The organism is Streptomyces sp. NPDC048434 (assembly GCF_043200375.1).
In the GTDB taxonomy this organism is placed as follows: domain Bacteria; phylum Actinomycetota; class Actinomycetes; order Streptomycetales; family Streptomycetaceae; genus Streptomyces.
On sequence record NZ_JBICXQ010000003.1, the window covers coordinates 134228 to 156572 of the forward strand.

Sequence of the window (22345 nt, forward strand, 5' to 3'; positions counted from 1 at the left end):
CCCGTGGTTCCGTGTCCCCCGTACACCCGGCCGCCCCCGAAGAGGGTGATACGGCACCGCCCCCGACCCCACCCACACCGACCGCCGCCCAACACACGGCACGGAGGCCGGCGTTGGGCGGCGGAACGGATGCGCGCTCCGCTCGATGCGCCCGGTGGCTCAGCACCGGGCGCATCGAGCGGGCCGGGTCATGCCGCTGTCACAGGAGTTGAGGTCCAGGTGCCCAGTGCCATCTCGGCGGTGATGCCGGGGCCGAAGCCGGCCAGCAGGCCACGGTGGCCGTCGAGGGCCGACGCTTCGTCGAACATGCGCCCCAGGGCGTCGAGCACCACGCCGCTGGCGATGTTGCCGTACTCGGTCAGCGTCGCCCGGCTGAAGCGGAACGCCTCGGGGGGCACGTCGAGGAAGCGGCACAGGTCGTCCAGGATGCGCGGACCGCCCGCGTGGACGATGTAGAAGTCCAGTTTGCCCGCGTCCCATTGGTGCTGCTCCGCGACGGCGCGCAGAGCGGGGGCCAGCGGCTCCATGGTGCCGGGTACGCGCTTGTCCAACTGGAAGTGGAAACCGGTGGACCGTACCGCGTAGGAGATCCAGTCCTCGGTGTTCGGGATCAGGTACGAGCTGTTGCGCTCCAAGTGGACGCCGGTGCCACCGTTTCCGCGGACCACGGCGGCCGCGACCGCGTCACCGAAGAGACCGTTCGACAGCAGCGATCCCACCCCCAGGTCCGTGGGCTGGTAGCACAGCGAGCAGAACTCGCACGCGACGATGAGCACGTTGGCGTCGGGGTACGCCGTGCAGAAGTCATGTGCCCGGTTGATCGCGGCGCCCCCCGCGGCGCAGCCGAGTTGGGCAATCGGCATCTGCCGTGTATCCGACCGGAAGCCCAGGGTGTTGATGAGCCAGGCGGTCAGGGCCGGCATCATGAAGCCGGTGCAGGAGACGTAGACGATGAGGTCGATCTGCTGCGGCTCCACCTCGGCCTGGTCGAGAGCCTTGCGGACCACGGCGGGGACGCGGGCCTTGGACTCCTCTTCGTAGACCGCGCTGCGGGCGTCGAGTCCTGGATGCTTGAGCACCTTGTCGATCGGCTGGATCAGATGCCGCTTGAGCACACCGGTGTTCTCTATCAGCCGCAGAATCAGTCTCAGCTGCGAATGATCCTTGTGCAGCCGTTGCGCGAGTTCGAGGGTGTCGTCTTGGGTGATGACGTATTCAGGGACCGCGATTGCTGGTTTGCACAGAACCGCCATGGGATGCACTCCTTGCAGACTGTGGCCCCCCTCAGGAATTCCTTTCACTGAATTCGAGTCGCTTTTCGGCCGGAGGTATCCACCGCGGTAACTCGCCCGTTCGGAGGGGGGCAAGGGAACCATGGGCGGACCCGGCGGTCCGAAGTTGACGACCCTGGAAGGGAAATGAGTGGGCCAGCCGTCGAAGAATGAACTCTCCCCGTGCTGGTGGATTGATCTTTCCGAATAGTAACCGTACGCCAGACGAGTGGGATCTGCATTTCGCTGCCGTGACCCACCATTACCAAGCGACCGGCAACTCCAGCGGATAGCGCCAGATCGACGTGGTGTTCCAGCGGACCTCCTCGGCCGGCTTTGCCAGCCTCAGGTCCGGGAAGCGGTCCAGGAGGGCTCCCAGGGCGACTTCCAGCTCCGTGGAGGCGAGCGGGGCACCCAGACAGTGGTGTCCGCCCCAGCCGAAGGTCATGTGCGAGGTCCGGCCCTCGCGTTCCAGGTCCAGCTCGTCGGCCCGGTCGAACTTCTCGCTGTCCCGGTTGGCCGTCAGATAGGAGACGTGCACGATGTCGCCGGCCCGGATCGTCACCCCGCTCAGCTCCACGTCCTCGGTGGCGACGCGGGGGATGCCGACGCCCTTGCGGAACGGGATGAACCGCAGCATTTCCTCGATCGCCTGCGGGAGCATCTCGGGACGGGAGCGCAGCATCGCGAGCTCCTTGGGCCGAGTGAGCAGGGTGTAGGCGAGGTTGCCGATCTCGTAGGTGGTGGTGTCCTGGCCGGTGATGAGCAGGACCATGGCCATGACGGTGAGTTCCTGGTCGTTGAGGATCTCGTCCCCGTCACGAGCGGTGGCCAGGGCGCTGATCAGGTCGTCTCCCGGGTGCTGGCGCCGCTTCGCCGTCAGCGTCGTGAAGTAGGCCCGCATATCGGCCTTGGCCCGGACGGCGCTCTCCCGGTTTTCGACGGTGACGTTCATCATCGTCCGGGCGTGCGCGCGCAGCTGCGCCTGGTCGCGCTCGGGGATGTCGAGGACCTCGCAGATCGTCGTCAGGGGCAGCGGGGACGCCAGGCTCTCCATCAGGTCGGCGGGAGACCCGTGCTCGGCCATCCGGTCCAGCAGTGCGTCCACGACATGCTGGGTGCGGGCCCGCATGCGTTCCACGTGACGCGGGGCGAACGCCTTGGAGACCAGGCTCCGCAAGCGGCTGCTGGCGGGCGGGTCCATTACGTTGATCGCCTCGTCCTGCACGATCGGCTCGGGCGTCATACGGGGGAAGTCCCGGCCGATGATGGCGCTGCGGCTGAAGCGCCGGTCGGTCGTCACCGTGCGTACGTCGTCGTACCGGGTGACGAGCCAGGCCTCGCCTTCTCCGTGGGGCAGCCGGATACGGGCGACCGGTTCTTCATTCAGCAGGCGCTTGAGCGTCGGATCGAATTCCAGCCCCTCCGCATAGTCGAATGGGCAGTTCCAGACGTGAGATCCGGGTTCCATGGTGAGCTCCCGACGTGAGAAGTGACGAGCGTATTCACCGCCTGCGAAGAATGAATGATGCACGCCTGCGGTCGTACCGGGCCGTCAGCCGGAAAGGCGCCATGCCATCCGGGTTATCGCCGACGCGGAATTGTGGGGGCCACTTTTACTGCCTGGTCCGGCAGTGGGCCGGCGGAGGTCATTGCCCTGCCGTTCCACAGTGACTGACGGATAGTGGTGGGTGGTCGGTGTGGTGCGCCAATCGGGTGACCTCGCCACCGGTTGCCCGGTGCGGTCCTGCGTGCATCGTCGCGGGGAGCCGGTCGAGGTCAGGGCGAGCCGGCGAGCGCCCGCCCGCGGCCGGCTTGACAAAAGTTGTTGCCGGGACGGCAAATGGAGCCATGGCGGACAACGACATTCCCGGCGTGCTGAATGCGGTCGGCCCACGGCTGCGGGCGCTGCGGCGAGCGCGCGGAGCCACTCTGGCGCAGCTGAGCGAGGTCACCGGCATCTCGCTCAGCACCCTCTCGCGTCTGGAGTCCGGCCGGCGCAAACCGACCCTCGAACTCCTGCTTCCGCTGGCCAAGGCCCATGGAGTGCAGCTGGACGAGCTGGTCGGGGCACCGGCCACCGGCGACCCCCGTATCCATCCGCGCCCCTTCACCCGCGACGGGCAGACCTTTGTGCCGCTGACCCGCCATCTCGGCGGTCTGCACGCCTACAAGCAGATCCTCCCCGCCAAGAAAGTGACCGGCACACGGCCTGAGCAGCGCACACACGAGGGCTATGAGTGGCTCTATGTCCTATCCGGCCGGCTGTGGCTCGCCCTCGGTGAGCACGACCTCGTCCTCACCTCCGGGGAGGCCGCCGAATTCGACACCCACATCCCGCACGGCTTCGCCAACGCCGGACCGCACCCCGTCGAGTTCCTCAGCCTCTTCGGTGCGCAGGGCGAGCGGATGCACGTCCGCGCCGGCCCACCGGCACCGGTCCCTGGCCATGTCTGAGGCCCCGCAGCTCCGTTGGCCGGCAAGGGCGTCGGCCAGGCGTACGCCCGGGTACCGGCGCGATACGGAAGTGCTCCCGGCCGGTCCGGGTGACTATCTGCGGCTGCTCCCGCTCGCGGCGTCCCGTCCCCGCGCGGGGGTGATCTGCCGCCCGGTGGCGCTGAGCGTGCCGAGCAGGGAGAGCGCCTCGGCGCTGGGGCTGCCCGGTTCCGCCTGGTAGATCACCAGTTGCAGGCCGGGGGCGCCGCGTACGTCGAAGGCCTGGTAGGTGAGGGAGAGACCGCCGACCTCCGGGTGGATGAACTCCTTGGTGTCATGGGTCTTTCCGCGCACGGTGTGGGAGTGCCAGAGCTCGGTGAAAGCCGCGCTCGCCGCGGACAGGGTCTGTATCAGCTCGGCCGGCCGCGGAGCGTGCGGGTCGGAGCCGACGGCCTGCCGCAGATTCGCCACCGTGACCTCGGCGGTCCGGTTCCAGCGGGGGTAGAACTGCCGGCCCGCCGGGTCGAGGAACACCATGCGGGCCAGGTTGTCCGCGCGCTCGAAGGGCGAGAACAGCGCCTCGGCCAGGGCGTTGGCGGCCAGGATGTCCAGGGCCGGATCGAGGAGGAACGCCGGAGTGTGCGCGTATCCGTCGATCAGCTGCCGCAAGGCGGGGTCGACGGCCTCCCGCCCGCCGGCCGCCGGCAGAGGGTCGGGGGCGACCCCGGCCAGCCGGTGCAGATGTGTACGACCGTCGTCGTCCAGTCGCAGGGCACGGCTGAGAGCGTCGAGCACTTGCGGCGACGGATGGCGTTCGCGGCCTTGTTCCAGCCGCGCGTAGTAGTCGGCGTTCATGCCGGCCAGGACGGCGACCTCCTCGCGCCGCAGCCCGGCGACTCTGCGACGCCCGTGGCTGGGCATGCCGACATCCTCGGGAAGGACCTGTGACCGGTGTGCTCGCAGGAAGCCCCCGAGCTCGTTGCTCGTCATTCACCCAGGGTAGGCCGGGTGCCGTCGGGGGTGCCTGGGTGTGCGACACCCAGGATGCGCCGCTCCGGTCGTGGCGCGCTCCGCCGTCGCCCGGCCCCCGGAGGCCGATGTGCACGAGATCGTCGTACGCCCCGCCCGCACCGGACAGCCGGAACACGGACCGACGGAGATCCCCGGTGATCAACTGCCCGGGGAGCGGACCCGACCAGGGGGCACTCCGACGAATGGCGACGGCCGATGAACCACGAGGAAACTCTTGGTATCTCTTCCGGAGAAAGCGTGTTCGGGCGCACCGCGCTGTCTAGCATGTGCAGCGTTGCCGTCGGCCATGGCGTGTGCGCCGGGCCACGTCACCTTTCCTGATCCTGCGCCACGTACCTGATCGCGTGGTGTGAACGACCCCCGGGAGGCTCGGAGTGCCACGATCCGGCCTCGCGAAGCTGCGGTCCCCTCACGTGCGGGGCATCGGAGGCGTTCTCCTCGTCGGCGGCCTGCTGGCGACGCTGACACTGACCGGTGGCCCGGAGGACGGTGCGCGGCGGGCGCCGGCCGCGGCGGACGGGCCGCGGCACTCCACCGTCGAGGTGTCGCCGAGCGGCTGCGGCCGGGGATGGGGCCACCCCCGCCCCGGCACCCAGGTCTTCGATCTGCACAACACCTCCGACGCCGCGGCCGAGGTGTATCTCAAGTCCCCCCGCAGCGGCGCGGTTTACGGCGAGGTGGAGGGCATCGGCCCCGGAACCACGCGGCATCTGCGGGTCCGGCTGGGCCAGGGCTCGTACGCCTTCATGTGTCTGCCCGACGATGCCGACGCGGTCACGGGGCCCACGGTCCGCATCGGCGGTGGCGGTCACGCCGGCCCGGCGGCGGCCCCGGTCACCGAGCACGACCTGATCCCTCCGGCGCTGGACTACCAGAAGTGGGTCGCGCGCGGCCTGGACGGTCTCGTCGGCCGGACCGGGACCCTGCGGGCCGCCCTTGCGCGCGGGGACCTGGCCGGGGCCCGGGACGCCTGGCTGCCCGCGCACCTCGCCTACGAACGACTGGGTGCGGCATACGGGGCCTTCGGCGACGCGGACCAGCAGATCAACGGCACGAGCGCCGGCCTGCCGGACGGCGACCGGGATCCGGCGTTCACCGGCTTCCACCGCGTCGAATACGGGCTGTGGCACGGGCAGTCCGCCGACACCCTGCGTGCCCCGGCCGCCGCGCTCGACGGCGCCGTACGCAAGCTGCGGGACGACTGGGCGCAGGCGCGGATGGAACCGGCGGACCTCGGCCTGCGGGCCCACGAGATCCTGGAGAACACGCTGCAGACCGAGCTGACCGGACGGACCGACTACGGCAGCGGCAGCAACCTCGCCACCGCCCGCGCCAACCTCGACGGAACCCGGGCCGTCCTCACCCGACTGCGCCCCCTGCTGGTCACCCGGTACCCCGGCCTGCCGCACGTGGACAGCGAGTTGAGCCGGGCGCAGCACCTGCTCGACGGCTTCCGGAAGGACGGACGGTGGACGGCGCTGAGCCATCTGGACCGTGCCCAGCGGGAGCGGACCGATGCGCTGCTCGGAGACCTGGTGGAAAGGCTGGCGTCGGTGGCGACCTTGTGCGATGCGCGGAGAACGGTATGAACATGGACGGTGTCGGCCGACGGGGATTCCTCCGGGGAGCGGCGCTCGCCGGGGCCGGACTCGCGTCCGGCGGTGCTGCGCCTGCCGACGGCCCGCCCCCGGCCGGTGAACCCGCCCTGATGACCGGCCCGGGGCCGTTGGCAGGTGCCGCGCCACGGGTCCCCTTCCACGGCCCGCACCAGGCGTCGGTGCTCGCCCCGCCCCGCCGGGTCACCGCGTACACCGCGTTCGACGTGACCGCCGAGAACCGCCGGGAACTGGCCGAGCTGATGCGTACCGTCACCGCCCGAGCCCGGTTCCTGACCGGCGGCGGGGTACCGGCGTCGGTCGGTATCACCGGTCCGCCGACCGACTCGGGCCTCCTGGGACCGCAGGTCCCCGCGGGCGGGCTGTCGGTGACGCTCGCCGTGGGAGCGGCGCTGTTCGACGACCGGTTCGGGCTGCACGGCCGCGCGCCGCGCCGGCTGACCACCATGCCTTCCTTCCCCGACGACGATCTGCAGTCCGACTGGTGCCACGGCGATCTGAGCCTCCAACTGTGCGCGGACGACACGGACACCGTGCTGCATGCCCTGCGTGACATCGCGCGGCACACCCGGGGCGGTATGCAGGTGCGCTGGCGGCTGGACGGCTTCACCAGCCCGCCCCGGCCGTCCGGGACGCCGCGCAACCTCATGGGCTTCAAGGACGGTACGGCCAACCCCGACGCCCGGACCGCCCGGGAGATGGACCGGCTGGTGTGGGTCGGGGCGCGGGCCGGTGAGCCGGACTGGGCGGTCGGCGGCAGCTACCAAGTGGTGCGTCTGATCCGCATGCTGGTGGAGTTCTGGGACCGGGTGTCGCTGACCGAACAGGAGCGCATGTTCGGCCGCGCCCGGGAGACCGGGGCACCCCTGGACGGCGACCACGAAAGGGACACCCCCGACTATCCCGGCGACCCCAAGGGCGAGGTGATCCCCCTGGACAGCCACATCCGGCTGGCCAATCCACGCACCCCGTCCACCACAGGTCAGCGGATCCTGCGCCGGGCCTACAACTACGACAGAGGCGTGGACAGCAACGGCAACCTCGACATGGGCCTGCTGTTCTGCTGCTACCAGCGCGACCTTGCCCGCCAGTTCGAGACCGTGCAACGAAGGCTGGCCGGCGAGCCGTTGACGGACTACATCACGCCCTTCGGGGGCGGCTACTTCTTCGCGTTGCCGGGCGTGCGTGAGGAGACGGACTGGTACGGCCGGGCTCTGCTGGCCTGATCGGCGGACGCGCCGTGGGCTCGAAGGGTCAATACCCGGTCAAGCTTTGGCCTGGCATACCTGACTCACTGTTCACTCCCGCGCCATCATGGCTCTGCCGCGCAGCCGTCCGCCCGGCAGAGCATCCCGCCCGTACAGCACGATCGCGTCCCTGCCCGGAGGGTGAACCAGTATGGCCAGTAGGGGAAGACGAGCAGCAGCACGGAGCCTGGGGGCCCTCACGGGTGCCGCGGCCCTCGCGGTCCTGGGCGCGGGCGCGCCCTCCTGGGCCGCCGGGCCACACCACCCCGATTCCTCCCGTACAGCCACCCCCGTCAAGCACGTGGTCGTTCTCTTCGACGAGAACATCTCGTTCGACCACTACTTCGCGACCTACCCGAAGGCCGCCAACACCGACGGCACCAAGTTCACCGCCTCCCCGCGGACGCCCCGGGACATCGACAACCTGCGCACCGCCGGGCTGCTGAAGCACAACCCCAACCAGTACGCGCCCAAGCGGCTCAGCTCACAGCAGGCCATGACCTGCGACCAGAACCACGACTACGGGCCCGAGCAGTACGCGTACAACGGCGGCAAGGCCGACCGGTTCGTCCAGAACACCGACTCCGGAAAGTGCTCCGGCGGCCTCTTCGGCGAGCCCGGCCTGGTGATGGACTACTACGACGGCAACACCGTCACCGGCCTGTGGAATTACGCCCAGCACTACTCCCTGAACGACCGCTCCTTCAGCTCGACCTACGGCCCCTCCACGCCGGGCGCCCTCAACCTGGTCTCCGGCCAGACCCACGGCGTCGTCTCCATGGACCCCGCCTCCGGCACCGAGAACCCCCGGCAGACCGACACCCCCGACCCGCACGCCGTGCAGTCACCCGACGCACAGGGCGTCGGCACGATCGTCAACGACCCGGACCCGGCGTACGACGACTGCTCCAACAAGGACCACACCAGCAAGAACGCGCTCGCCGTCATGAAGGGGCGCAACATCGGCGACGTCCTCAACTCCGGGCACGTCAGCTGGGGTTGGTTCCAGGGCGGCTTCCGGCCCAGCACCGGGTGGGACGGCCGGCCGGACCACTACGCCAAGTGCAGCGGGACCACGCACACCAACGTCGGGGGAGCCGCGGCCGTCGACTACAGCCCGCACCACTCGCCGTTCGAGTACTACAAGTCGACCTCCAACCCGCACCACCTGCCGCCGAAGAGCGTCAACGAGGTCGGCCACGCCGGACAGGCCAACCACAACTACGACCTGAGCGACTTCGACGCCGTGCTCAAGGCGGGCAAGCTGCCGGCCGTCAGTTTCCTCAAGGCCCCCGAGTACCAGGACGCCCACGCCGGCTACTCCGACCCGATCGACGAACAGCACTTCCTCGTCGACCGCATCAACCGCATCCAGCAGTCGCCGCAGTGGAAGGACACCGCCATCGTCGTCGCCTATGACGACTCCGACGGCTGGTACGACCACACCTTCGTCAAGCCGCGCAACGGCTCCAAGGACACCTCGACCGGCTCCAACGGCAAGGCCACCGACAGCCCGGCCTGCCAGGCGGGCCCCGCCGCGGCCGGCGGCTATGCGGACCGCTGTGGTCCCGGCACCCGGCAGCCGCTGCTGGTCATCTCCCCGTACAGCAAGGTCAACAAGATCGATCACACCCGGACCGAGCAGACCTCGGTCATCAAGTTCATCGAGCACAACTGGCACACCGGCCGGATCGGCGATGCGTCCTTCGACACCCGGGCCGGCTCGCTGGACGGGATGTTCGACTTCCGGCACCCCAACAACAAGCAGGTACTGCTCAACGCGGACGGCTCGGTCAAGTCGGTCGGCCCGGTCCGGCATGTCGCACCGGTCGCCACGACCATCGACCCGGGCGCCTCACTGCAGAACCTGGCCTCGGTCGGTGAACCGTCCGGCTTCCCCGTGCTCCCGGTGGGTATCGGCGCGGCCGTGGTGGCGGCAGGCATCACCGGCACCTTCCTGGTACTGCGCCGCCGCAAGGAGCACCGGACCGTCTGACCCGTAAGGACGAGAACCCTCGGCAACGAGGGCCGTCCGCCGCAACGAGGGCCGTCAGCACGAGGGCCCGTCGACACGGCCCCGAAGTCCTAGCTCAGACACCAAGGATCAAGTAACCCGTCAGTAAGGGCTGTCCCGTAACTGGCAGCATCCGTGGGGAGTGCAACCCACAAGGTCTGGCTGGTGCTTGCCTTGGGCCTGTCGCGCTGGCTGTTGTGGGTGCCGTTGTCCATGACGATGATGTGGGCAGCAGGGCTACGCTGACCCAATGATCGCGGATGGCGCTACGGACAAGGGCAGCGTGACCACGGTGCGGCGGATCGGAGAGACGATCCGCCGGCCCGTCGGCGAGTGGACGTCCGCGGTACACGCCTTGTTGACCCACTTGGAAGCGGTGGGCTTCACTCGGGCTCCGCGGGTCCTTGGCACAGACGGCACCGATGAGGTGCTGTCGCTGGTGCACGGCGAGCCCGCGTTCTCGCCTTGGCCATCGGCTCTGCGATCGACCCTCGGAATCAGCGAACTGGGGTGCTGGCTGCGCGAGTACCACGACGCTGTCCGGGACTTCCAGCCGCCGGCCGACGCACGATGGCAGAGAAGATGACTAGGCAGACCCACCCCGTCGACCACGAGCTCATCCAGGCCGCAGCCCACGTGGCTCGCACTCGCTGCCGGGGTGACAACCACACCATGGCAGCCGCGGCCCGCGCCCGGGACGGCCGCATCGTCACCGCGGTGAACGCCTACCACTTCACGGGAGGCCCCTGCGCCGAGCCGGTCCTTATCGGCGCGGCGGCCGCCCAGGGCGCTTACGAGCTGGACACAATCGTCTCCGTGGGCGACCGCGACCGAGGGGTTGTTCCCCCCTGCGGCCGTTGTCGCCAGATCCTTCTCGACTACTTCCCCGAGCTCAAGGTCATCGTTGGCGGAGAGGACGGCATACGAACAGTCCTCATCAGCGACTTGCTGCCCGAAACCTACGTCTGGGCAGACCACCAGCTTGAGGTCGTGTAAGCCTCGCCACTCGGGGTGCCGGTAAGAACGCTGTCACCAGCCGCAAACGGCGGTGATCACTCGATGAGGGCGCTGACGCGGTTCGCGTACTCGCGGCGGGCCTTGCGCTGGGCCGGGACCGATGCGGTGCCGTCGAGGGGCTGGCAGCGGTCGAGGAGCTGGCGGTGGACTGTGGGTACGGCGGTGACGCGCAAGGTGTAGCCCTGGCCGCGCCGTACGGTGACGCCCTGGTCGAGCGTGGCGCGTTCGGCGTCGTCCAGCTCGGTGGTGCGGAGGAAGTCGGCGACTTTGCCCGGCATGTCGAGGACGACCGGCAGCTCCGGGGCCAGGGTGCCTGGGCCGGCGGCTGTGTGCTCGGGCAGGAGGTCCGCGACGGCGGTGCGGATGGCACCGCGGCTGACGTCGTGGTCGCGGGCGAGGGCGGCGATGGACCGGCCCTCCAGGTACGCGGTGCGCACGGCGTCGGTTTTGCTGGTCGGGACGGCGGGGCGGCGCCCGCCCTTATTGCCCTTCGCCTCGGCGGCCCGCAGCCCGTCGTAGGTGAGCTCGCGCTGTAGGTCGCGCTGGAGTTCGCCGGCGGCGGCGAGGGTCTGCACCATGAACTTCACGGTGGACAGCAGCTCTCCGGTGCGTGGGTGGCGGGCGGTGAGGTCCATCGCGGAGAACGCGCCGTCGTGGATGCGCAGGGCGAGGCGGTCGCGGTGCAGGACGTCGAGCACGTCGAGGATGTGGCCGGTGCCGCGTACGAGGCGGAACATCTCGGAGGTGTGCACGGTGTCGCCCGGCCGCGCGTAGGTGAGGAGCTCGCTGAACTTCGGGCGCTGGAGCGGGTGGAGGCGGCTGGAGGTGCCGGCCTGTTCCTCGAAGACGACCGGGTCCTCGATCCCGGCCTGGTCGAGGACGAGGTTCTGACGGTCGGTCGACTGCTGGTCGGTCGACACCCGCTTGTAGACCAGGTTGGCCATGGTGCTCCCCGTTGTGGTGGTCGCATTCGACCCTAGCTGTCAGCAAACCCTGTCGTCAGTCGTCATCGGATCCGATTGGATTCGAGCCGCCTCGGAGCCCCGAAAAGTCCGGGTTCATTGAACGCCCGTCGCGCCTGTCGTCAAACGATCGTTTTCTGATGCCAGTCGTACGCATCGAGGCGACCACCTCGGGTACCGGCGGTTTGGCGAGGGGGGAGCCCAATGCAGTGGCGGCGTAGGTAGAAGGCGCTGATCGTCAGACCGATGGCCGTTCGGGAGGCATGCAGGTCTTGTGCGATCCGCGGGGTGAGGACCCCGATGGCAGAGCGCGGCATCACCGTGACCGTTGCGGTCAGCGCGGCAGCAACGATGCCCTGCCAGCATCTGGTGCGCGAATCCACGGGCGGCGCGCGAGCGCTGTCGTCACTGGTCATCACCAGTGGGGCGGGCGTCCAGGGGGCGCCAGGCGGGGCCGCTGTCGTTCTGCCGGACCTGCCCGAAGACCGCGTCGGCGAAGTGGCCGCCGAAGCCGATCGTGTCGGGCTCTTTCAGTTCGACGACGAGACGGCGGCGGTGATCGGCGGCCCCCACGGGGTCGTGATCGAAGGCGGAGGACCATTCAGGGTGGTCAACCTGGATCGGCGAGTGCAGGGAATCGCCGAAGGCGATCAGTCGCTGCCCGCCCGAAGTGATGACGTACTCGGCGTGCCCGGCCGTGTGGCCTGCGGATATCCGCACGTGCACGCCCGGGAAGATCTCCTGTCCGTCCACCACGGGACGCACCAGCGGCGCCAGGGCTGTGACCTCTGCGGTCATGCCCTGCTCCTTCAGCAGGTCGCGCTGGGCCCATTCTGGCGCGGACACCAGGTAGTCGGCATGGGCGAATGCGGGCCGGTCACCGCCTGGGGCGGGATGCCAGGCCCAGCCCAGATGGTCGGGGTGGAGGTGGGTGAATGCGATTGCCTCGACCGTTTCCGACCCACGGCCGAGCTGGGCCAGGCTCTCCAGTAGCGCGCCCCCGTGAATGACGCCGCGCGGGCCGTCCGGAGCCGCGGGGAGCCTCTGCGGTCCGAAGCCCGCATCGATCAGCAGGGCGCGGTCGCCGTGCTCCACCAGCAGGGCGCCGATGCTTGCCACGAGATGGCCCGAGACGTCCAGAAGCTCCGGGTGGGCGGCCCACACCTCATCGGTGGTGTCCGGGAACAGGGCCCGTGGCCGGAGCCGTACATCGCCGTCCGGTACGTACGAGACCTTCGTGTCGCCCAGTTGCAGCGAGCGGATTCCTGCCGGCCTACGCAACCGGTCGGTGCGGTCGAGTGCAGAGTTCGCCATGGTTCTTCCTCTTCTGGTGCGGCGTCAGGTCGTCGCCGTGCGTCTCGGCGACGGCATCACCATATGCATCAAGCTCGAATCATTCAAGCTCTAATGATTCTGACTTGATGGACTTGCTAGGGTGGGGTCATGACGACGCCTCCGGATCCGCACGCCATCGCCGAGCGGGAGATCTGCGGCCTGGTGGACGCACTGGCCCGGCAGATCGCCGATCACGTACGCGTTCGTGCTGTCGCGCTCGACCTGACCCCGGCCCAGGCCACTGCGCTGCGGGAGATGACCGGGCCCATGACTATGCGAGAGCTCGCCGAACGCATGAGCTGCGAGCCCTCCAATGCCACCTTCGTCATCGACAAGCTCGAGAAGCTCGGCCTGGTCGAGCGCCGCGCCCACCCCACCGACCGCCGCGCAAAGCACCTCATCCTCACCGCGGAGGGCGCGGCCCTCCGTGAACGGCTCCTCGAACTCCTCGCCCAGGACTCACCGCTGGGCGGACTCACACCTGAGCAACAGCGCGCCCTCCAGGACCTGTTGGAACAAGCCGTCATCCGCCCATGAGCCAAGGCCTCGGAATCCCGGCTCGGACACCAGGGGGAACCGACCTGCTGGCATCCGGGGCGAATTGGATTTTTAGGTTCGTTGAGGAGACGAACAAGGACGTTGCCCGTTGGAAGCGCTACTTCGCCCCGGGGCGAGGGCGCTGCGGGACTCGGCGGACCTTACGACCTGTTTGCAGGGCCTCGCAGCCCGGGAGGTAGCGGGCCTCACCGCCGACCTGGTGGCGAAGCGCGCCACGCCATGAACATTTGTTGGGCCACCGTCGGTACACGGCCCCGGTGCGTCAGCCGGAAGTCGCCCCCGCGGCCTGCCGTGCTGCGTAACGGCGGGCCTTGGCCCGGTTCCCGCACGCCCGCATCGAGCACCAGCGGCGGCTGCGGTTCTTCGAGGAGTCCCAGAAAACCCAGGCGCAGGCATGCTCGGAGCAGCGCTTCAGGCGTGCCGCCTGGCCGGTGACGGACAACTCGCTCCAGGCGATCGCCAGCGCCCCGAGGGCCTTCTCGGTCGCGGAGAGATGCAGGGCCGGGGTGAGGACGCCGGGGGAGTCGGCTCCAACGGTGACCACGACGGGCAGTTCGCGCAGCGCCTCGGTCGCCGCGAGCTGCAGCGCCTGGTCGGGGGCGTCTCCCACGTGGACACCCAACTCCTCGCGGATACCCGCCCGCAGCCGCAGGCACAGGACGTGTTCCCGTGCCCCGACGCGCTCGCTACCCCGCAGGAGCCCCTGCTCCCGCAGCCATGCGTCGAGCCTGCGGGCAGTATCCAGGTCGTCGGTGCCGTCCTCGACATCGACGGTGTTGGCGAACGCCTGGACCAGCTGGGCCGATGCCGGCGCGTCAGGCAGGCAGCGGCGGGGCCCGAGGGCCCTGGCTGCGTTCCTGCCGGGACGGTGCGTCAGACGGTGGGGAGCCGGTCCACCAGCAGCTCCACCCTCGGCTCGGTCTCCTCGGGCGGCAGCCGTCCCGACCGGGTCAGGGTCGCCACCCCGTGCAAGGACGCCCAGAACACCTCGGTGAACAGCCCCGGGTGGATGCCGTCCCCGGCGACTTCGCCGAGGCTCTCCATCAGGGCGGCGAAGGCGTCCTTGAGGGGTTCCGGGGTGTCCTCCTGTGCGTACGCGAGACCGCCGTCGAGCTGGAAGATGGCGTCGTAGACCGCCGGGTTGCGTGCGGCGAAGTCGAGGTAGGCGCGGGCGAGGGCGTACACCCGGGCGCGCGGGCCGTCCGCGGCGGACGTCGCGGCACGCACCGCCGCGGCCATCTCGGTGGCGCCCTGGAGGGCGACGGCCCCGATGATCTCGCGTTTGCCGCGGAAGTGGCTGTAGAGGACGGGCTGGCTGTACTCGATGCGCTCGGCGAGACGGCGGGTGGTGACCGCGTCCCAGCCCTGCTGCTCGGCGAGTTCGCGGGCCGTCGCCACGATGAGGCGCTCGCGCTCCGCCCGTTCCCGCTGCTTGCGTTCCTGTACCGACATGATTCGATCCTAGCACCGCTAGACAATGGAGCGGCAGTAGCACTAGCGTAGCCTCACCAGCTAGCAACGCTAGATCCCGGGAGGGTCGTCATGCTCAGCGCACTCGAGGTCGTCACCACCGTGGCCGTCGGTCTGATGGTGGGGGTGGAGTTCTCCGTCGCCTTCGTCATGAACCCGATCTTCAACGCCCTCCCGGAGGACAGCAATCAGCAGGCCCACTCCCACGGGGGCCGGATGCTCGGCGCCATGATGCCGGTCTGGTACATCGGCTCGCTCGTCCTCGTCGCGGTCTGGGCTGTGGCCGGGTGGCACCACCGCGGCACCGGCCTCGTCGTCACCGCCGGCGCGCTGCTGCTCCTCAGCGTGGTCATGTCGATCCTGCTGCTCGTTCCGATCAACAACCGGAACAAGACCTGGACCCCTGAGAACCGGCCCGCCGACTGGAAGCAGCAGATGAAGCGCTGGGACCGCTACCACTACGTCCGCGTCGCCGTCATCGTCGGCGCCTTCACCCTGCTGGTCACCGCCCTCACCTGAGCCCACGGGCTCACGACACCCACTGACCGACAGCGAGAGGACGTACCGAAAATGGCCAAGCTGCAGAGTCTCGACCCGCACACGCCGATGTTCGCGCAGTTCAAGGAGAAGACCGGGCCCATCGTCCTGGCCAACACCTTCGTCGTCCCGAAGGAGAGGACGGAAGCGTTCCTGGCCCTCTTTCACAGGCAGGCCGAGTTCATGAAGGCTCAGCCGGGATTCGTCTCCCTGCGGATGCACCAGGGAACGGCGGACAGCCGGCTTCTGATGAACGTCGCGGTCTGGGAGTCGACCGAGGCGCTCGCCACGGCGTTCGGCCGCCCGGAGTTCCAGCGCATGGTGGCCGAGTCCCCCGACGACATCGTGTCGTACCCGCACATCTTCGAGCAGATCGACGTGTGACACGGCAACCGCAGCCGGGGAGGGCAGCACCCCACCTCGCGCAGCCCGTCCCTGAACAGGAGTCACTATGACCGTGGAACTGAACCACACCATCGTCCCCGCCCGTGACCCGCAAGCCTCGGCGCAGTTCCTGGCCGACATCCTCGGTCTCAGCGTCGACCCGCCGCTGGCGCACTTCACGCCGGTCACGCTGGCCAACCAAGTCAGCCTGGACTACGACCAGCTGGACGACTTCGAGCCACACCACTACGCATTCATGGTCAGCGAGGAGGAGTTCGACGCCGCCTTCGCCCGCATACAGGACGGTGGAATCACCCACTACGCCGATCCCGCATGCCAAGAGAATGGGCAGATCTACCGCAGCGAGCGCACCGAAGGCCGCAGGGGTACCTACTTCCGCGACCCCGACGGACATCTCATGGAAATCCTCACCCCGGGCGGTGCCGGGTCGTGAGGCCGGTGGCGGCCCAGCGGATCACGCCCTCGCTGGTGACAGCGGGATTGCGTTCGCAGCCGCGGCGATGCCGGTCAGCCACGTCAGTGTCCGTTCCCCCCGTCTGCAGGGCAGCACTGCGAAGCACTTCTGGTGTGCGGGTCTGCGGATGCCCCCGAGTAAGGCGGTCTTGTCCGCCCCGCCCGCACCGGTCCGCGTCATCTGGCACGTCACCGGCCGCCCCGGCTACGCCCGGGACGAACCCTGCCCCACTCCAACCTGAGCATCAAAGGAGAAGCGTCATGTCGCTGAAGAACGTCAACACCGTGCTGGTCACCGCCGTCACCCTGTTCGTCCTCTACCTCGGGCTGTCCTTCATCCTGGCTCCTGCGGCGTCCACTCAGGGCGTTGGCCTGCCGAACTGGCCCGCCGGCAACGGCGACGGCTTCCTCATCATGAAGGGCACCCGCGAACTCGCGATGGGCCTGGTCATCGGCATCCTGCTGGTGACGGGCCACCGCCGCGCCCTGGGCTGGGTCCTGCTGATGGAGGCCGTCGCCCCGTTCGGCGACATGATCAACGTCCTGGCCCACCACGGCCCCCTCGCCGCCGCGTTCGGCATACACGGCCTGACCTCGGCGCTGATCGCGATCACCGGCCTGCTGACCCTCCGCGAGACCCGCAAGGCCCACAAGGCCCCCGCCCCAGCGCCCGCCGCGCAGCCCGCCTGACAGTTGCATGCCCGAAGGGGTGGCCCGGTCCCATGGCCGGACCACCCCTTATCTGTCAGCGACCGCCGGGAAAGGCCAGGCAGACGATCCTCTTCCAGTAAGCGACGGCCTGACGGCTGAGGCAGCCGGTCGAGCCGAACCGGCCCCTTGTCCCGAATCTCATAAACGGTCCTTTGCCCGAGCAAGATCAAAGACGGCGTCCCGGTGATCACGAACCGGCGATTCAGCTCGCAGAACTCGTTCTCACTCAAAGGTGGGTTCGGGGCACTTCTGAGAATTGTTTGTGACAGCATCCGGCGCCATGACGGTCCCTCAAGAAGCCTCCCCGAGCGACGCGGACGACGTCGAGCGCCACCCCTGCCCGCGCTGCCGGGCCGAACCCGGCTCGCCGTGCCGCTCGCGCTCCGGCGCGGTCGCCGGCACCTACCACACCGGCCGCTTCACCAAGGTGCCCCGGCTCGCCAAGCTCCTGCGCGTGCCCACCCCCGCCGACCGCGCCCCCGGCCAGCCGTGGCGCCCCGGCACCCCGGTTCCGCTCGCCCTCGCACCGGACACCCCGAGCGCCGACATCCGCATCGGGTACGCCCGGTGCTCGACGCTCACCCAGGAACTCCAGTCCCAGCTCGACGCCCTCGCCAAGCACGGCATCGAGCGCGACAAGGTGTTCTCCGAGAAGATCAGCACCCGCGTACGGGTCCGACCCCAGTTCGAGGCCGCGCTCGCGCTCGCCCGCCAGATCAAGGCCCACGCCCCGCACTGCCGCGTCATCTTCACCGTCTACGAGATGAAGCGCCTCGGCCGCGACGCCGCCGAACTCACCGCGCTCGCCGACCACCTCACCGCCCACGGCCTGGTCCTGGAGATGCTCGCCGGGCCCCTGCCCGGGATGTACGACCCGAGCGGGCCGGGCCGCCTGCTGTTCGCGTTCTTCGCGGCGATGGCGGAGACCGAGCGGGAGAACATCCGGGAGTCGACCCTCGAAGGACTCGACGCGGCGGCCCGCAAGGGCAAGCACGGCGGCCGACCGCCCGTCATCACCGAGGACATGCTGCACACCGTGCTCCGGCGCCGGGCGAACGGCGAGTCGATCGAGCAGATCCAGCCCGACTTGATCATCCCCACCGGCAAACGCAAGGGCCAGGCCCCCAGCGTCGCGAGCATCTACCGCGCGTTCACCGAGCACGAGAAGAAGCAGGCGTACCCCGAGGCCGTCGAGGCGGCGCACGCCGACTTCGCCGATCTCCAGGACGTCAACGACACCCCACGTCCCCGCCGAGTCCGCATCCGGCGCCCGGACGATCCGCTCACGCCGGAGGAAGCCGATCTCCGCCAGCGACTCCAGACCCAACCTCACCCGAACTCGGAGACCGCCACCCAGGAACCATGATCGTTCTCAGCGCCAACCGCTGTACCGATGTTCCCCAAGCCCGATGACGGGACGGTCCGGGCGAGCCTGCGCGGTGCCGGGCTGCTGCTGCGCGGACAGTCGGTGCGACGGTTGATGCTGGCCCAGTGGCTGCCGTGCGCGTTCGTAGCGGGCGCGGAGGGTCTGATCGTCGCCTACGCGGGAGGACGCCACTTCGCGCCCGGCTGGTACGCGGTGCTGATGGGCTGTCTGCCGGTCGGCATGCTCGTCGGTGACCTTCTGGTGGGCCGACTCCTACGGCCGCCCACCCGGGAGCGACTGGTGGTCCCGTTGATTGCGCTGATGGGCCTGCCACTGGTCGGCTTCGCTGCCGAGCCCGGAGTGGGTGTCTCGTCCTGTCTGCTGCTGCTCTGCGGCTTCGGATTCGCCTACAGTCTCGGCCTGCAACGCCCGTTCCTGGACGCCCTGCCGCAGGATGGCCAAGGCCAGGCATTCGGTCTGCTCGGCTCCGGCAGCATGACGCTGCAGGGCGTCGGCCCGGCCTGCTTCGGCGCGGTGGCCGCAGGCATCGGAACAGGCGGCGCAATCGCCCTGGCAGGGGGTGCGGCGGCGCTTACCGCCGGCTGGATTCTCACCTGGCACCCGCCCACCCGGGTTCCCGTGGGCGCGGCACGGTGAGCCCCAGGTCGAGGCGCTTGTCCATGTCCAGGTGGAAGGTGCCGTACGGGTTGACGTTGGACCAGAACAGCGCGGTCAGCCCGCGCCGGTCCTCATCGCTCAGCTTCTTCGCCCAGGCCGGTTCGGCCAGGACCTGCTGGAGGAGCAGGGTGTTGACGTGCACGAGCGCGGACTGGAGCAGGTGCAGGGCGAGCATCGACGTTTCGGCGTGCTCCTTGTCCGGGCCGGTCAGCGCGCCGTCCTTGCCGTAGTGCAGCACGGTGTTCGCACTGTTCCAGTTCTCCACGACCTGGAGCCCGCCGTGAATCTCGCGACGCAGGCCGGGGCTGGCAAGGTAGTCGCAGGCGAAGATGGTGCGCACGGCACGGCCGAGTTCTTCGAGCGCGGCATAGGTGGGGTGCTTGGGGCCACCGCGGGTGAAGCGCCGCAGCACCTGCTCCGCCTCCGCCGTCCCGAGGCGGAGCGCGGTGGCGTACTTGACCATCTGATCGTACTGCTGCTCGATCAGCTCCCAGCGGATCGGCCGCGTCAGCGAGGCGCCGAGCGCGGGCCAGCCGGGCGGGGTGTCGTCGGGGCGGTACAGGCGGATGCTGCCGATGTTCTTCAACCGCGGCAGCAGGCGGAAGTTGAGCAGCTCGGTGAACGCGAACCCGACCACCGAGGCGCCGTGGGTGTCGACGTACTGGGACTCGATCTCGGCGTCCGTGCAGTGCCGCAGCAGGCCATCGATCATCGCCGCGACCTCCGACGACGAACAGGACTTGAGCTGGGAGTAGATGCAGACGTTCTTCCGCTCGACGTGCCAGTAGATCATCACGCCGTTGCCTCCGTAGCGGGCGTGGTACTCGGTTATGAAGTTCGAGGACCAGGATCCGAACTTCTTGGAGTCCGACGCGCACGCTGTGCCCTGCCCCCACCAGGCGGCATCGCGGGCGGCGAACGTGCCGTTCACCAGCCGGGTGACGGCGGCGCGGAGGTTGTCGACGGTGATGAAGTGCCGGCGCACGTGCCGCAGTGCGGCCTCGCTCTCGCTGTGCTCGCCGGTCGCGCCGATCGCGCGGATGCCCATGTTCGTGCCCAGGGCGAAGAGGGCCAGCAGGAGGCGGCGCTGGAGGATGTCGCGGTCGATGCGCTCGTAGGCGGCCACCGAGGAGAACTCGTCGGTGAAGCCGGTGAGGAAGTCGGCGTTCTTCAGCACGTCCAGGAGGTCGAGGACTCCCCACCGTCGTACGACCTCGTCCTTGAGCGCCTGGAGACCGGTGGGCTCGGCCAGCGGCTCCAGCTTCGGCACGGTGATCCACGGCTCGCCCTTGCGGGTGGTGACCTTCACTCCGCCCGCCGAGCCGTCCGCGAGCGCCGCCGAGAGCCTGTCAAGGGCCGAGGGCATGCGCTTCTTCAGATCCGCGATGAACGCCCGCGGGTTCAGCGGCTGGCGGATCGCGGCGTAGTGCACCGCACGGGTGGCCTCGAAATCACCGGGCAGATCGTCCTCCGGATTGCCCCAGCGGGCCGCGCCCTCCACGTAGATCTCCCGGCGGCGCACCGCGTCCCGCAGCGCCACCAGCACGCACAACTCGTACGGGATGCGCTCGACCCTGCCTTTGTCGTCGACGACCGCCTCCCGCCACTCCTTGCGCACGACGCCGTCCATCGGCACGACATCGGCGGCGTCGTAGAAGCGGGTCTTGCCGTCGACGCCGGCGTACTTCTTCAGCAGCTTCATGGCGTCCATCACAGGCTGGTAGGCGGTGTTGTTGCACTTGAAGCCCAGCGTGTTCAGCAGCGGCGGCAGCATCTGCCGGTAGTACGAGCTGTAGGAGGAGCGCAGCGTGGTGCGGACCTTCGCCTTGAAAACCTTCTCGTTCGCCTTCGCCTCGGCCACCAGGTCCTTGAGCGTCTTCTCCCCGACCACCGGATACAGCGCCCGCCGCACGACCTCGTCCGGTTTGCCGACCGCGGCCTCCGCCAGCTTGAAGAGGATCCCCTCCTTGCCCCGGACCTTCTTCAACTCCGCCGTCAGCTGCTTCTCCACCCGCCGCTCCGCACGGGTGTTGATCTTGTGAACCAGAGCGATCAGGAGGTCGACCAGGGCATCGGTAATCTCCGCCTGCCGAGATGAGCACAGCGCCGCGAGCAGCGTGATCCGTACGTCCTCGCTCGTGTCGCGGAAGTCCGAGGGGTACATCTTGATCGCCCGCGCCCGCCACGCGGCCACCAGCTTCTCCGAGCAGTCCGCGAACAGCCCGTCTGGGAGGGCGAGTTCCCGCACCGACGTGAGCTTGAGGATCTCCATCAGCAGGGCGTCCAGACCGACAGCTCCCGGGTCGCGCTTGAGCGCGGCCAGCAGCGTGGTGCCCTCGTCGTTCCCCTCGGCGATCAGCGCCAGCAGCCGGGCCCTGCCCACTGTTCTCAGTCGCTCGATGGTCCGGGCGCAGAACGCCCGCTCCCACCTGCCCCGCGCCGCGACCAGGACCTTCTCGATACGGGTGGGGCCTGGCGGCTCGATCTTCCGCGTACGGCACTCCACCAGCAGGGCTTCGCACTGCCGGTCCTCCACCAGCTCGACCGGGCACACTTCCGCGGCCAGCCACGCAGTCAGCGACTCCTCGTCGGCGCGTGTCGGCGGCCGGAACTCCAGGGCCTCACGGATCTGCTTGCGGTGCCGTTTCGCGCCCGCCAGGTCGTACTTCGCCAGATCCGCCGCCGGCACCTTCACCAGACCCGCGACGTACTCCACCGCGGGCTGAGGGAACTCCTCGATGAACTCCGGGAACCGGGCCTCGATCTCGAAGAACTTCAACATCAGGCAGAAGCCGAGCCTCGTCGGCCCGGTCTTGTTGGCCACGAGTTTCCAGTCGCCATCCACCAGGGTCCAGCTCGCCAGCAACTCCTCCGGCGACCACTCCTGCCGCACACCCGCCCCTTTGCCATCGGCCTCCCGGGCATTCACCCGGACAGCCCAACGAGGCGTCCCACCACCGGGAAACGGGCCCCAGAACCTACCGGCGGGTTACTTGTTCCCTCGTGTCTGAGCTAGGACTTCGGGGCCGACACGAGGCACCGACCGCTGCCCGGCGGATCACCGACAGCGGTGATCCGCCGGGCAGTGCCGTTCCGGGGCTGCCGGGCACCCTCCTGCGCGCGGCGGAGCCATCGGGCACGGCCGGCGAGAGCCGAGCCCCAATTTCAGACGAGCCCGCTGTACGGCAGCAGGATGCGCGCTGAGCGCATGCGCCAGGCGGCTCCGGGGAACCGTCC

20 protein-coding genes and 1 pseudogene are annotated in these 22345 nt (G+C 69.3%); 13 read left to right on the forward strand and 8 right to left on the reverse strand.

Features of this window, described 5'->3' with window-relative positions; translation table 11 throughout:
- Positions 1-188 precede the first annotated feature (188 nt).
- Entirely contained in the window at positions 189-1253 is a 1065-nt protein-coding gene (locus ACGFWI_RS04840; protein WP_393904477.1) for a type III polyketide synthase, read from the reverse strand.
- 280 nt (positions 1254-1533) lie between these two features.
- Positions 1534-2742 carry a cytochrome P450 gene (locus ACGFWI_RS04845; protein WP_393904478.1) on the reverse strand — a complete coding sequence of 403 codons (1209 nt, stop codon included), beginning with the start codon at positions 2740-2742 and terminating at the stop codon, positions 1534-1536.
- Between the two features lie 380 nt (positions 2743-3122).
- On the opposite strand from ACGFWI_RS04845, the gene ACGFWI_RS04850 reads away from it, so the two are divergent.
- Positions 3123-3728: a helix-turn-helix domain-containing protein gene (locus ACGFWI_RS04850; protein WP_393904479.1), complete on the forward strand. Its 606-nt coding sequence runs from the start codon at positions 3123-3125 to the stop codon at positions 3726-3728.
- A 93-nt stretch (positions 3729-3821) separates the two neighbouring features.
- Here ACGFWI_RS04850 and ACGFWI_RS04855 read toward each other — a convergent pair whose 3' ends face one another.
- Positions 3822-4697, reverse strand: a complete 876-nt coding sequence (locus tag ACGFWI_RS04855; RefSeq protein WP_393904480.1) for a helix-turn-helix transcriptional regulator — start codon at positions 4695-4697, stop codon at positions 3822-3824.
- A gap of 455 nt (positions 4698-5152) precedes the next feature.
- Here ACGFWI_RS04855 and ACGFWI_RS04860 point away from each other — a divergent pair, with 455 nt between their 5' ends.
- From ACGFWI_RS04860 to ACGFWI_RS04880, 5 genes are all read left to right on the forward strand, one after another.
- Positions 5153-6328, forward strand: a complete 1176-nt coding sequence (locus tag ACGFWI_RS04860) for an EfeM/EfeO family lipoprotein (RefSeq protein ID WP_393904481.1) — start codon at positions 5153-5155, stop codon at positions 6326-6328.
- A 2-nt stretch (positions 6329-6330) separates the two neighbouring features.
- The gene (gene efeB, locus ACGFWI_RS04865) at positions 6331-7581 is read left to right on the forward strand and encodes an iron uptake transporter deferrochelatase/peroxidase subunit (protein WP_393904655.1); all 1251 of its coding nucleotides are present in this window, start codon (positions 6331-6333) and stop codon (positions 7579-7581) included.
- 172 nt (positions 7582-7753) lie between these two features.
- Positions 7754-9598, forward strand: coding sequence for a phospholipase C (locus ACGFWI_RS04870; RefSeq protein ID WP_393904482.1), 1845 nt, complete (start codon positions 7754-7756; stop codon positions 9596-9598).
- Between the two features lie 268 nt (positions 9599-9866).
- Positions 9867-10202 carry a hypothetical protein gene (locus tag ACGFWI_RS04875; protein WP_393904483.1) on the forward strand — a complete coding sequence of 112 codons (336 nt, stop codon included), beginning with the start codon at positions 9867-9869 and terminating at the stop codon, positions 10200-10202.
- Positions 10199-10612: a cytidine deaminase gene (locus tag ACGFWI_RS04880; protein ID WP_393904484.1), complete on the forward strand. Its 414-nt coding sequence runs from the start codon at positions 10199-10201 to the stop codon at positions 10610-10612. Before ACGFWI_RS04875 ends, ACGFWI_RS04880 begins: the two co-directional genes overlap by 4 nt.
- A 56-nt stretch (positions 10613-10668) precedes the next feature.
- On the opposite strand, the gene ACGFWI_RS04885 is transcribed toward ACGFWI_RS04880, so the two are convergent.
- Both ACGFWI_RS04885 and ACGFWI_RS04890 read right to left on the reverse strand, forming a co-directional pair.
- Complete coding sequence (locus tag ACGFWI_RS04885) at positions 10669-11577, reverse strand: recombinase family protein (protein WP_393904485.1); 909 nt, start codon at positions 11575-11577, stop codon at positions 10669-10671.
- A 423-nt stretch (positions 11578-12000) separates the two neighbouring features.
- Positions 12001-12909, reverse strand: a complete 909-nt coding sequence (locus ACGFWI_RS04890; protein ID WP_393904486.1) for an MBL fold metallo-hydrolase — start codon at positions 12907-12909, stop codon at positions 12001-12003.
- 129 nt (positions 12910-13038) lie between these two features.
- Between ACGFWI_RS04890 and ACGFWI_RS04895 the strand changes: the two genes are divergently transcribed.
- The gene (locus tag ACGFWI_RS04895) at positions 13039-13467 is read left to right on the forward strand and encodes a MarR family winged helix-turn-helix transcriptional regulator (protein WP_393904487.1); all 429 of its coding nucleotides are present in this window, start codon (positions 13039-13041) and stop codon (positions 13465-13467) included.
- 283 nt (positions 13468-13750) lie between these two features.
- On the opposite strand, the gene ACGFWI_RS04900 is transcribed toward ACGFWI_RS04895, so the two are convergent.
- Both ACGFWI_RS04900 and ACGFWI_RS04905 read right to left on the reverse strand, forming a co-directional pair.
- The gene (locus tag ACGFWI_RS04900; protein ID WP_393904656.1) at positions 13751-14311 is read right to left on the reverse strand and encodes a CGNR zinc finger domain-containing protein; all 561 of its coding nucleotides are present in this window, start codon (positions 14309-14311) and stop codon (positions 13751-13753) included.
- Between the two features lie 50 nt (positions 14312-14361).
- On the reverse strand, positions 14362-14940 hold the full coding sequence (locus tag ACGFWI_RS04905; RefSeq protein ID WP_393904488.1) for a TetR/AcrR family transcriptional regulator: 579 nt from the start codon (positions 14938-14940) through the stop codon (positions 14362-14364).
- A 90-nt stretch (positions 14941-15030) separates the two neighbouring features.
- Here ACGFWI_RS04905 and ACGFWI_RS04910 point away from each other — a divergent pair, with 90 nt between their 5' ends.
- The 6 genes and pseudogenes from ACGFWI_RS04910 to ACGFWI_RS04935 all read left to right on the forward strand — a co-directional run.
- Positions 15031-15477, forward strand: coding sequence for an anthrone oxygenase family protein (locus tag ACGFWI_RS04910; protein ID WP_393904489.1), 447 nt, complete (start codon positions 15031-15033; stop codon positions 15475-15477).
- A gap of 51 nt (positions 15478-15528) precedes the next feature.
- On the forward strand, positions 15529-15879 hold the full coding sequence (locus ACGFWI_RS04915; RefSeq protein WP_393904490.1) for an antibiotic biosynthesis monooxygenase family protein: 351 nt from the start codon (positions 15529-15531) through the stop codon (positions 15877-15879).
- A 67-nt stretch (positions 15880-15946) separates the two neighbouring features.
- Positions 15947-16333 (forward strand): VOC family protein, encoded by a 387-nt coding sequence (locus ACGFWI_RS04920; protein ID WP_099872578.1) that lies wholly within the window; start codon positions 15947-15949, stop codon positions 16331-16333.
- A gap of 281 nt (positions 16334-16614) precedes the next feature.
- A complete protein-coding gene (locus tag ACGFWI_RS04925; protein WP_393904491.1) occupies positions 16615-17043 on the forward strand; it encodes a DUF4267 domain-containing protein in 429 nt (142 codons plus the stop codon).
- A gap of 301 nt (positions 17044-17344) precedes the next feature.
- Positions 17345-18430 (forward strand): recombinase family protein, encoded by a 1086-nt coding sequence (locus tag ACGFWI_RS04930; protein WP_393904492.1) that lies wholly within the window; start codon positions 17345-17347, stop codon positions 18428-18430.
- Between the two features lie 48 nt (positions 18431-18478).
- A pseudogene (locus tag ACGFWI_RS04935) lies at positions 18479-19087 on the forward strand (MFS transporter); the annotation flags it as partial.
- Here the strand turns inward: ACGFWI_RS04935 and ACGFWI_RS04940 are convergent.
- Complete coding sequence (locus ACGFWI_RS04940) at positions 19041-22001, reverse strand: Tn3 family transposase (RefSeq protein ID WP_393904493.1); 2961 nt, start codon at positions 21999-22001, stop codon at positions 19041-19043. The pseudogene ACGFWI_RS04935 and the gene ACGFWI_RS04940 overlap by 47 nt on opposite strands.
- Between the last annotated feature and the right edge of the window lie 344 nt (positions 22002-22345).